General features: G+C 56.7%; 10 protein-coding genes. 5 read left to right on the forward strand and 5 right to left on the reverse strand.

Annotated features, from left to right (window positions below):
* Positions 1-216: 216 nt before the first annotated feature.
* From GHN86_RS22360 to GHN86_RS22375, 4 genes are all read right to left on the reverse strand, one after another.
* Complete coding sequence (locus GHN86_RS22360) at positions 217-552, reverse strand: DUF3325 domain-containing protein (protein ID WP_153382951.1); 336 nt, start codon at positions 550-552, stop codon at positions 217-219.
* 1 nt (position 553) lies between these two features.
* Entirely contained in the window at positions 554-2,092 is a 1,539-nt protein-coding gene (locus tag GHN86_RS22365; RefSeq protein ID WP_153382953.1) for a PepSY-associated TM helix domain-containing protein, read from the reverse strand.
* Complete coding sequence (locus tag GHN86_RS22370) at positions 2,089-2,379, reverse strand: iron transporter (protein WP_153382955.1); 291 nt, start codon at positions 2,377-2,379, stop codon at positions 2,089-2,091. The genes GHN86_RS22365 and GHN86_RS22370 overlap by 4 nt, the downstream gene beginning before the upstream one ends.
* A 128-nt stretch (positions 2,380-2,507) precedes the next feature.
* On the reverse strand, positions 2,508-4,766 hold the full coding sequence (locus tag GHN86_RS22375) for a FepA family TonB-dependent siderophore receptor (protein ID WP_153382957.1): 2,259 nt from the start codon (positions 4,764-4,766) through the stop codon (positions 2,508-2,510).
* Between the two features lie 296 nt (positions 4,767-5,062).
* Between GHN86_RS22375 and GHN86_RS22380 the strand changes: the two genes are divergently transcribed.
* The 4 genes from GHN86_RS22380 to GHN86_RS22395 all read left to right on the forward strand — a co-directional run bounded on the left by GHN86_RS22380 (position 5,063) and on the right by GHN86_RS22395 (position 7,706).
* Positions 5,063-5,404, forward strand: coding sequence for an FKBP-type peptidyl-prolyl cis-trans isomerase (locus tag GHN86_RS22380; protein ID WP_153382959.1), 342 nt, complete (start codon positions 5,063-5,065; stop codon positions 5,402-5,404).
* Positions 5,405-5,446: 42 nt separating this feature from the next.
* Positions 5,447-6,550 carry a DUF1615 domain-containing protein gene (locus GHN86_RS22385; RefSeq protein ID WP_323369594.1) on the forward strand — a complete coding sequence of 368 codons (1,104 nt, stop codon included), beginning with the start codon at positions 5,447-5,449 and terminating at the stop codon, positions 6,548-6,550.
* An 80-nt stretch (positions 6,551-6,630) separates the two neighbouring features.
* Positions 6,631-7,032, forward strand: a complete 402-nt coding sequence (locus GHN86_RS22390; protein WP_153382961.1) for an MbcA/ParS/Xre antitoxin family protein — start codon at positions 6,631-6,633, stop codon at positions 7,030-7,032.
* On the forward strand, positions 7,032-7,706 hold the full coding sequence (locus GHN86_RS22395) for an RES family NAD+ phosphorylase (RefSeq protein ID WP_153382963.1): 675 nt from the start codon (positions 7,032-7,034) through the stop codon (positions 7,704-7,706). Before GHN86_RS22390 ends, GHN86_RS22395 begins: the two co-directional genes overlap by 1 nt.
* A 34-nt stretch (positions 7,707-7,740) precedes the next feature.
* Here GHN86_RS22395 and GHN86_RS22400 read toward each other — a convergent pair whose 3' ends face one another.
* On the reverse strand, positions 7,741-7,965 hold the full coding sequence (locus GHN86_RS22400; RefSeq protein WP_153382965.1) for a hypothetical protein: 225 nt from the start codon (positions 7,963-7,965) through the stop codon (positions 7,741-7,743).
* A gap of 541 nt (positions 7,966-8,506) precedes the next feature.
* Between GHN86_RS22400 and GHN86_RS22405 the strand changes: the two genes are divergently transcribed.
* Positions 8,507-10,312 carry an ABC transporter ATP-binding protein gene (locus tag GHN86_RS22405; protein WP_153382967.1) on the forward strand — a complete coding sequence of 602 codons (1,806 nt, stop codon included), beginning with the start codon at positions 8,507-8,509 and terminating at the stop codon, positions 10,310-10,312.
* The last annotated feature ends 151 nt before the right edge of the window (positions 10,313-10,463 follow it).

The following is a 10,463-nucleotide window of genomic DNA, read 5'->3' on the forward strand; positions in this document are numbered from 1 at the left end:
CGGCTCTCCCGGCATCCATGCCGGTCGACCCACTCCGCGAAACCTCCTCTCGGCCTCCCGAAGGGGCGGCAGATCAAGATCAAAAACCAGATCACAAGCAGATCAAAAACCCTCTGGCGATGTTGTTCCTGTAGCGACAGCCTTCGATGTTCACACCTCTCGGTGCATCAGGTAAAACCATGCACCCGGTTGTGCAAGCAGTTGTCCCCAACCGACCTAAAACAGCGTCACCCACGCCGCCCACATCGGGGCAAAACTCACCGGCAACCACACGGCCAGCCGGGGCCGGTAAGGCAGCAGCATAAGCAGCGCAAAACCGCTTAACGAGACCAGCCCAAACCAGCCAACCGGGCCCATCGCCCATCCCCAAACCTGACCACTGAAGTAAAAACTCAGCCCCAGACTTAGCCAGCCGCCACCCCGTAGCAACCGGCGCAATCGTGTCGACGGCGCGGCATGCCACACCTGTTTGTAATGACGCTCAAGACCCTGACACAACGCCAGCATGGCGATATAGGCACAAGCCAGCGCTGCGAAAAAATACCCCGCCATATCAGTTACCCTCCGCCATGGCGCCACGCTGACGACGCGGTACACGCACCGCGCCAGGTTGTGAGACTTTCCAGCTGGCCCACAGCAACAAAGCCCCCAGGCCCATCGCCGTCAGTTCCACACCGGCGCGGCTGGGAAGTGACCAAGGTGTGTTAACCGTCATTAAACTGAGCAACGGTAATGTCAGGCACATCACCCCAGCCAATCCCAATTGCTCACGCCAGGCCTGCATGCGCGAACGGAACAGGGCATGGCCCACGCTCAACGCCCAGATGCAAAAAAAGACGTTCAGTTCGGCATCAGCGCGGTCGGTCATGCCCGCAGGCAGTAAGCGATTGGCCCACAGCAGACTGATGCAGGCCAGGCCCAAACCGGCCATGACCGCCACGTTGATGGCTTCAACCAGCCGATACAGCACTTGCCCTACCCGACCCTCACTGGCGTATTTACGTCGACGTTTGACCGTGAACAACACCAGACCGCTGCCGATCATGGCAGTGCTGATCAAACCGCATACAAAGTACAACCAGCGCATCGGGTAGCCGCCGAATTGGGCGAAGTGCAACCCGGATATAACCCGGTGCGTGAGAACGCTGGCGCGCATCTCTGTCGGCCCCGACAGTTGTTCACCGGTGACCCCGTTAAACCGCATACCCTGGCCTTTGGTCAGGGCAATGCGATTACCCAGCAGTGGCCGAATCTGAATTTCGGCAGTGCTCTGCCCCGGGTTGCTGATGCTCACGCCACCCAAGGGGCCCATCACCTCACGGGCCTTGGCCAGCAACGGAGCCATGTCCACCAGCGGAGCGGGTTCAGCGCGCATGCCGCGTGCAGCTTCGCGCACCACAGGCGCTGAATCTTGCGCTTTGAAAAAGGCTTCGCGGTTGCCCTCAAATAACGCGTCCATCGCGGCTGGCATGTAGATGATCAAAAAGATGGCCAGCCCGCTGTAGGTGATCATCAGGTGGAACGGCAGTAACAGCACAGCGCTCGCATTGTGGGCATCCAGCCAGGAGCGTTGGCCCTTGGCCGGGCGAAAGGTAAAAAACTCCTTGAAGAATTTTTTATGAATCACTATGCCGCTGATCAATGCCGCCAGCATGCCCATTGCCAACGCACCCACCAGATAGATGCCGATCATGCGCGGCAGGTGCAAGGTGAAGTGGAAGCCAAAAAAGAACATCCCGCCTGCCGTTTCCCGTACCGCCAATACCTTGCCGGTGTCGGGGTTCAGGCTCACCGATACGCCATCACGGCGCCCGCCGGTTGAAGCCTGAAGCTGGGGCGAGCGTTCGTTGGGCAGGCTGATGCCCCACTGCCGGGCGTCGGCCTTGTGTTCACTCAAATAGCCCAGCGCCAATTGCACGGCCTGCTCATCGCTCAGGTGATGCGCGGGCAGCTCGGGCTGCATCCAGTTATCAATTTCTTGATCGAACACCGCCAGGCTGCCGGTCAGGAAAATCACCAGCAACAACCAGCCGACAATCAAGCCGCCCCAGGTGTGCAGCCAGGCCATGGATTGGGTCAGAGTCTGTTTCATCCAAGACGCTCCAGCCATTGCGGCCAAAATCCGATGGCGGCCAACGGCACCGCCAATACCGGGCCCATCCACACCGCCCACTGATGACGGGCGGCAAACGCCCACAAAATCGCCAGGGTGTAGATCACAAATGACAACAGGCTAGCCACAATCAGCGAGTCCACATTGTCCAGCGGCAACAGTCGCGCCAACGCCGCCGTAAAGGCATACGTAAAGACATAGCCGCCCACCAGCGCTGCCAGTGTGCGGGACAGGATCGGCAGCCAGGCCGAGGTTGCGAGTTTCATGGATTCAATCCTTCACAGGCTTTATTTTTTTGCGTGCGCCAGAGGCGACAACGGCGCGACACCCGCTACCTGCGGATGTCACGCCTCAATGCCCGCGCCACCCGCAGTGACGCGGTACCTCGGGTGGATCAGAACGAACTGGTGACCGAGGCGAAGTAAGCACGGCCGGCTTCGTTGTAGGTTTGCGCACCGGCCTCATCCGAGTTGCCCTTGCGGTACAAGTGTTTGTCGAACAGGTTGTTGATGCCCAACCGCACGCTCAGGTGCTTGTTGAATTCATAACCACTGCTCACGCCCACCAGACCGTAGGGATCGACCGGAATCTGTACCGACTTGTCGAGTTCTTCGTTAGCCCGGTTGTTACGCTTGGGCGCTTCCTGCTTGCCGTAGTAAGTGCCACTGACTTGAAAGGACAGTTTCTCGGTAGCGTACCAGTCGAGCATTGTATTGAGGGTGTACTTGGGAATGATGCTCAGCGGATCACCGGTTTCCTTGTCCTTGCTTTCGATCATGTAGGTCAGGTTGGTGTTCCAGTCCAGATCGTCGCGCAGGCTGACAAACAGGTTGCCCTCGATCCCTTGCACAATGGCCTTGCCACTGTTTTCCCATTGCAGGACACGACGTCCGTTGGGCAAGCGGAAGGCCGCTTCGTTACTGGCATTGATCTTGTTTTGATAGTCGTTGCGAAAGTACGTACCGCTGGTGCGCCAGGTGCCTTTGTCGAACGCCAGACCAATCTCTTTGTTGATGCTGATTTCCGGCTTGAGATCCGGGTTACCCACCAAATAGCAACCACCGAGGTTCACCTCTACCGAACTGCACCCCTGACCGCGGCTGTACAACAGGTAGTTGGGGTTGGATTGGTAAAGGTTCGGGGTTTTATAGGCACGGGCAATACCGCCCTTGATGCTCAGTTCATCGGTGATCTGATGAGATGCGTTGAGGCTCGGGCTCCAGTTGCCGCCAAACTCGCTGTGGTGATCGAATCGAAGCCCCGGCGTGACGATGGTTTTGGCACCGACTTCGATGTTGTCTTCAACGTATAGCGCATAGCTGTTGGCGGTGGTTTTGGTTTGCGTACGGTCGGTGCCTGGCAGCCCTGGTGTGCCGTCAGCGCCAGGGTCCCAGCTTTGCGGGCGCAACGAGCCCGGATCATTCAACGACTCATACAGGTATTCGCCGCCCACCGTCAGCACTTGCTCTGTGCCCATGTGCAACGGCAGGTTCACTTCAGCCGTGGCCCGCGTGTTGCGCAAGCGTGACTCAAACGAGCCGGCGCTCTCGGAAGGTGCGCCTTCGCCATAACCGGCCAGCCCTTCATTCAAGCGTGAGTTGCGAGTCAGATCGTGGGTCAGTGACGCCTTGGTTGACCCCCAGTCGAACGCGCCATTGTGTGTCGCGGAGAAGGTGCTGCGCTGAAGCACACTGGTTTCTTTGCCGGTCAGGTTATTAACAAAATCTCCACCACTGTTGAGCATGGTGTCACCGGCAAAGATATTGCCCTGACGACTGTAGCTGGCTTCCAGATCGAGACTTTGCTCAGGGGTGAACTGCCAACTGAGCAGGCCGTTGACGTCCTTGTTGCGCACCCCTTCACGACCGGCCACCACGCTGTCCGGTGAGGCTTGCTCGGCCGTGTTGATGCCGGGGTCGTCGGCATCGGTCTTGTTCACACCGCCATACACGCGAAAGACCAGATCTTCGGTGATCGGCCCGCTGAGATTGAAGTTGGTGCGTTTACTGATGCCTTCAGCCTTGTCTTCAGGTGACAAGTAATAGGCCGTTACCGAGCCGCTGAGCTTGTCGGCGGGCCTTTTGGTGATGATGTTCACCACCCCGCCCATCGCCCCTGAGCCGTAGCGTGCGGCCGCCGGGCCACGCAGGATTTCAATACGCTCGACTTCTTCAGCCGGTACCCAGTTGGTTTCGCCGCGGGTGTCCCGGTCGCCACTCCAGCCATAGCGCTGGGCGTTGCGTGAGGCAGACGGTTTGCCATCAATCAGAATTAGCGTGTTTTCCGGGCCCATGCCGCGCAGATCGATCTGGCGGTTGTTGCCGCGAGCGCCGCTGGCACTGTTGCCCGTCAGGTTGACGCCGGGTTCACGGCGGATGATTTCAGACAAATCATTGGCGGGCGGGCGCTTCTTGATGTCTTCGGCGGTGATGATCGACACACCCGGTGCCTGCTTCAATTCTTGTGCGGCGGTGCCCAGCACACGGGTTTCTTCAAGTTGCAGCGCTTGCCTTGTTCCGTCGACCGGCAGGTCGCTGGCCTCTATCGGCACTTCATCGCGCTCGCGCTCCAGCGCATCGGCCAGTAACGTTGGCGACGTCAGAGCGGCCACAAAAGCCAGTGAGAAATGACTGCGTTTGAATCGAGACGGCATGTCCAGTTGATCCTTAACCAGGGAGAGTGCTCAGCGGGCCACAGGCGGGAAATCGCTGGCGCAGCCCCACTTGAAAGGCGGCATGATTGAGCGGTTCCCGGCGCTGCAAGAGCCGGGATGATAAGCAATCTCATTTGAGAGTAAAGCGCAATTGATAGGCAACCGCATTTGAGGCCGTGGTATTCCCTGTATTTAAAAGGCTTTTGTTACCGATTAATTTTGAAACAAAATGTAAAAAAACAGCAAAACACCGCATTATCGACCTAACTTAACGCCCCTTTTTCGAGCTAACACCCATGACCCATGAACTTCAAATAACTGACCTGCAACGCGGTGACGGCAAAACCGTGGTTAAAGGTGCACTGATCACCACGCAATACACAGGCTGGTTGGCAGACGGTACGGTGTTTGACTCATCCCACGACCGTGGCAAGCCGTTCCAGTGCGTGATTGGCACGGGTCGAGTGATCAAGGGCTGGGATATCGGTTTGATGGGCATGCAAGTGGGCGGTAAACGCAGACTGCAAGTGCCCGCCCACCTGGCCTATGGTGAAAGAAACATGGGCGCCCATATCAAACCGAACTCTGACCTGACCTTTGAGATCGAACTGCTGGAAGTGCTGACGCGCGACGATTAAGCGTGCGTTATAAACAGGATTATTTTCAGGAGATAAGCGTAAGTGAATCGATTCTTCATAAAGGTTTTGACGCTTTCTCTATTCATAGCGCTCGCGGGTTGCAGCACTCAACCAACGCAACCGGTGCGCTCACCGGAGCAAATACGCGCACGGGTCGTACAACTGCTGCCGAGCAACGTGTCGGATCGTCAAGGTTGGGCCACTGATATACAGACCGCCTTTGCCGTTCAAGAACTGACCCCGTCAGATGAAAACATCTGCTCGGTGCTGGCCGTCACTGAGCAAGAGTCGACCTTTCAGGCAGACCCACCCGTACCGGGACTGGCGAAAATCGCACGAAGCGAAATCAACCGGCGCGCCAGCAAACTGCATATCCCCGAATTTGTGCTGCGCAGTGCGCTGAATATCACCTCGCCCACTGGCAAGACTTATAACCAGCGTCTGGATGCGGCCCGAACCGAGGGCCAGCTGAGCGCCATTTTCGATGATTTCATTGGCATGGTACCGCTGGGTAAAACCCTGTTTGGCAGTTTGAACCCGGTACACACCGGCGGCCCGATGCAGGTCAGCATCGCGTTTGCACAACAACAGGCACGCGATTATCCGTACCCGGTCGCCGAGTCGATTCGCCATGAGGTCTTCACCCGGCGTGGCGGCATGTATTTCGGCATTGCCCACTTATTGGGGTATCCGGTGGATTACCCGCGATCGCTGTACCGCTTCGCCGACTTCAATGCGGGCTGGTACGCCAGTCGCAATGCCGCATTTCAAAACGCCGTCAGCAAGATGTCCGGTATTCCTTTAGCCCTCGATGGCGATCTGACCATTCCTGACTCCTATGCCGTCGGCGCCACTGAACGCGCCGTGCGCACATTAAGCAAACAGCTGGATCTCAGCGAAAACGCCATCCGCAACCAACTGCTTAAAGGCGACAGCCTGGACTTCAACGACACGGCGGTTTACCAGCGCGTCTATGCCCTCGCAGACCGCAAAAATGGCCAGCCATTGCCTCGCGCCGTCTTGCCGGGTATTTCCCTGCAAAGCCCTAAAATCACCCGTAATTTGACAACAGCCTGGTTTGCCCAGCGAGTCGATGAACGGCGGCAACGCTGTATGAACCGGGCTAAAGCGCTGGCAAGCCTATGAAAAATTCAGATACGAACAATTTGATTGAAAAACACCAGATACGGAGTAGCGTCGAGCCCAGTCATTCAAAGGAAAATCTTATGGGACTCGCAGCCCGTCACATCGAACCTGACATCAACAGCCCCGAGGCAGGCCGCGTTGCCCTGACCTTTTTCTTCAATCTGATGGCGCATTGGGGGTGCAACAAGGATCAGCAATGCACCTTGCTGGGGGCCATCGGCAGCACCACCTATTTCAAATACAAAAAACTGCCCGCAGTACGCTTGCCCCACGACACCCTTGAGCGTATTTCCTACCTGATGGGCATCCATAAATCCTTGCGCATCCTGTTCAGCAATCAACCGGAACGCGCCTACGACTGGGTTCACAAGCCCAATATCGCAGCGCCCTTCAACGGCCAAAGTGCATTGACCTACATGCTCGGCGGTCAAGTTGTGGACCTGGCTGACGTGCGTCGCTACCTCGATGGCGTACGCGGCTGATGCGGGCGGTGCTGCCCGAGTGGGACAAGGCCTGGCGAATCATCAACAGCGCGTTTCCGCCCATCTCGGTGTTTGAAGACACCCTTGACCCGGCAGACCTGGATATCGCCTTTGCGCTTGAAAGCTTGACCAATGATCGCCTGCGCGATCAGGCCGGTTTGATCACCCGCGTTAACCCTCAAGACCGACTGTGTGGCGCAGGCTCCACCCCGGTGATGGCTGCGTTTACCCATATCGGACGGGCTAGCCGTTTCACCGATGGCAGCTATGGGGTTTATTACTGCGCCAGCAGCGTTGAAGCGGCGATCGCCGAAACCTGCTTTCATCAGGAGCAATTCTGGCGCGCCACGTGTGAAGCCAGTATCGAAATCACCCTGCGAACCTACATCAATCAGGTCTGCCAGCCGATGATCGATGTGCGCCGAAAAACAGCGCTGCACCAGCCCTCGCCCGATACCTACGGCACCTGCCAGGCCTTTGCCCGCCCTTTGCGCGAAGACGGCGCCTGGGGGTTGCTGTACAAGAGCGTGCGCCTCAAGGGCCACGAATGTGTTGCAGCCTTTCGCCCCCCCGCACTGTCGATACCGGTTCAAGGCCCGCATTTTCGGTATGTCTGGGATGACAAACAGCAGGTCATTGCGTGGGTGTTGCAGATCAGTGAAGTCGCGTTTTAAACGGACAAAACCGTCCTGGCCCAACCCCGCTGTGTCATACGATGCACTGTTTGAACAGCTCCTCCTTGATAATCAACAGTGCATCTTCGTAATAGCGCTCGCCCCGCGCCTCACTGAGCAACACCGAACGCACACTGCCTACGCCTTCTGCGGGTGTGTGTTCGCAGGTGAGGTAAAACTCGGCGGTGTCGGGTTTGAATTCCAGGTAATAAAACAACTCACGGCCTTCGCGGTGCCAGTAGCCTATCTCTCTGCGCATGGGGGGGGGTGCCTGGTCAATGTGAACCGGGCAACACAGTACCCGCATCGTCCAAAAACGCAAATCTGCCCACCCTCGCCCTTGCAGGCTTTACCCAAATAAACAGTTCTAAACATTTACACAACAAAAGTTACAACTTGGCACAAATATTTCTTGTTATTCCGCGTTCGTGATCTTCAGGCGCACACAACGCCCAGGGTGGCTGCAACGCCCCCATTGCGAGCAAGGACGGTATCCACGTCCACATTCAGTGCAAGGGCTGGTCAAAAGCCAGCTCAAGACTCGCTGTAATAAAGGAATATTCTCGATGTGTTCAGTGTGCCTTATGCCAATAACTTCCCGCCGCACCGCAGCTTGCCTGCCCTTACCTTTGTGCCTGTACTCCCTGGGCACTGATACATAGCCTGACCTGCGTTCTGACGTCCCGCTCTGTGCGCATGGGCGGCAGATAAACGCATCCCGCGATTTGTGCCCCTGCGCGCTTGGCAGCGCATTGTGTGCTGCCAGACCGACTCGTTTGCTCTTATACAAAAGGTCAGTCATGTCTGAAATTGACGCTATTACCGTTCCGCCTAAACGGCCGTGGGCCTTTGTGTGGCATTACATCCGTCTTTATCCCGGCTGGTACTGGGGCATTGCGCTGCTGCAAGTCGGTGCCGCCATGACCGCCACCTTGATGCCCTATGCCATTGGCCGCATTACTGGGGCTGTCAGCGACGGGTTGTGGGATCACAGTGAGCTTTGGGCAGCCAGCCTTCCCGCGCTGGGCTTGTTGCTAGGCCTTGGCGTGGCGCAGATGCTCTGTGCCCGCGGCGCGACGTTTTGCATGATCATGGTTCGTCCACATCAGAAAGTGCGTATCACCCGTGATCTATTCGCCTATCTGCAACAGCACTCGCCCCGTTATTTCGGCGAGCATTTTGCCGGCAGCCTGGCTCAACGCATCAGTGAGGGCAGCATTGGTTTGCTGGACACCACCTGGGTGCTGATCGTGGAAATGCTGCCGATTCTGGCGGTGTTGATCACCAGCCTGGTGTTGTTAACCCTGGCCTCGCCGTGGCTCGGATTGAGTTTGCTGGTGTGGGTGGTCTGCTATTCGCTGTTGGCGTACGCGCTGTCGCGTAAAGCCCAAGTGCTGGCCAACGAACACGCGCAAACCCGCAGTGTCACCACCGGCAAGATTGTCGATGCGGTAGGCAATTTGAGCAGCATCCGCCTGTTTGCCCGTCAGGGTTTTGAACTCGACTACTTGACCCGCTTTCAAGCCAAAGAGAAAAAGGCCGCACAGCGTTCCTTCTTTTATCAGGAGAAAATCCGTCTGTTGCAGGACGCCTTGTCCATCTTGCTGCGGGTCGGTCTGGTGGCCTTGGCGCTGTACTTGTGGCATCTGGGCAAAATCGATGTCGGTGAACTGGTGATGGTTGCCACACTGGGCTTGATGATCGTGGCGCAATGCAGTTTTCTCAGCATGCAGTTCATGCACTTGTTCGAATACATCGGCAACATTGAAAACAGCATCAATACACTGCTGCAACCCCATGAAATGCCTGACCGGGCAAAAGCCCAATCGGCCGTTATCAATAAAGGCGTGATTGAGTTTCGTAACGTCAACTTCAGTTATCACCCCGGCACGCCGATTTTCAGCAACTTCAATTTGCATATTCGCGCCGGCCAACGGGTCGGTATTGTTGGTTTGTCCGGCTCTGGAAAGTCCACCCTGCTGAGTCTTTTACTGCGTTCTTATGATCCGCAAAGTGGAACCATTGAAGTTGACGGGATTGATGTTCTGGATATGACTCAACAGTCACTTCATCGCCACATCGGTTTAATTCCCCAGGAACCGGGTCTGTTTCACCGTTCTTTAAAAGAAAACATTGGCTACGGCGATGTACTCGCCAGTGATGCGCACATTGAACTGGCGGCAAAACGTGCCCATGCCCATGACTTTATCGTGCAAATGCCGGACGGCTATAACGCCTTGATTGGTGAACGCGGGGTCAAACTCTCGGGTGGCCAGCGTCAACGCATCGCAATCGCTCGTGCGTTGCTTAAAAACGCACCGATTCTGGTCCTCGATGAAGCCACCGCCAGCCTCGACTCCGAGACAGAAAGCCTGATCCAGAGCAGTCTGGATGACATCATGGCGGACAAGACGGTGCTGGTCGTGGCCCACCGACTTTCGACCATTGCCCATCTGGACCGCATCGTCGTACTGGACAAGGGCACGATCATTGAGGACGGCAGCCATGCGCAGTTGCTGGAGCGCCGCGGGCTGTATTACCGGCTATGGCAACATCAATCAGAAGGTGCGTTAAGCGAAACCGACCCCACCCTGACAACCGCCTGATACGCACTTAAAGTTTCATCTCCACCGTTTTAATTTAATCGATAGTTGCGAATTAACAGCCCCCAACTAAATGCACGGCGGCGGCAAAAACTGAGTGCAACACCTGACCTTTCCGGTACGGTGCTGCCCTATGTCTTATTCCGAACTCAGC

The sequence above is a fragment of the Pseudomonas helleri genome (assembly GCF_009600315.1).
GTDB lineage: Bacteria > Pseudomonadota > Gammaproteobacteria > Pseudomonadales > Pseudomonadaceae > Aquipseudomonas > Aquipseudomonas helleri_A.

Excerpts from the sequence above, each read along its gene's own strand:
- GHN86_RS22360 (WP_153382951.1), bottom strand. The coding sequence starts at position 552 with ATGGCGGGGTATTTTTTCGCAGCGCTGGCTTGTGCCTATATCGCCATG.
- GHN86_RS22365 (WP_153382953.1), bottom strand. The coding sequence starts at position 2,092 with ATGAAACAGACTCTGACCCAATCCATGGCCTGGCTGCACACCTGGGGC.
- GHN86_RS22370 (WP_153382955.1), bottom strand. The coding sequence starts at position 2,379 with ATGAAACTCGCAACCTCGGCCTGGCTGCCGATCCTGTCCCGCACACTG.
- GHN86_RS22375 (WP_153382957.1), bottom strand. The coding sequence starts at position 4,766 with ATGCCGTCTCGATTCAAACGCAGTCATTTCTCACTGGCTTTTGTGGCC.
- GHN86_RS22380 (WP_153382959.1), top strand. The coding sequence starts at position 5,063 with ATGACCCATGAACTTCAAATAACTGACCTGCAACGCGGTGACGGCAAA.
- GHN86_RS22390 (WP_153382961.1), top strand. The coding sequence starts at position 6,631 with ATGGGACTCGCAGCCCGTCACATCGAACCTGACATCAACAGCCCCGAG.
- GHN86_RS22395 (WP_153382963.1), top strand. The coding sequence starts at position 7,032 with ATGCGGGCGGTGCTGCCCGAGTGGGACAAGGCCTGGCGAATCATCAAC.
- GHN86_RS22400 (WP_153382965.1), bottom strand. The coding sequence starts at position 7,965 with ATGCGCAGAGAGATAGGCTACTGGCACCGCGAAGGCCGTGAGTTGTTT.
- GHN86_RS22405 (WP_153382967.1), top strand. The coding sequence starts at position 8,507 with ATGTCTGAAATTGACGCTATTACCGTTCCGCCTAAACGGCCGTGGGCC.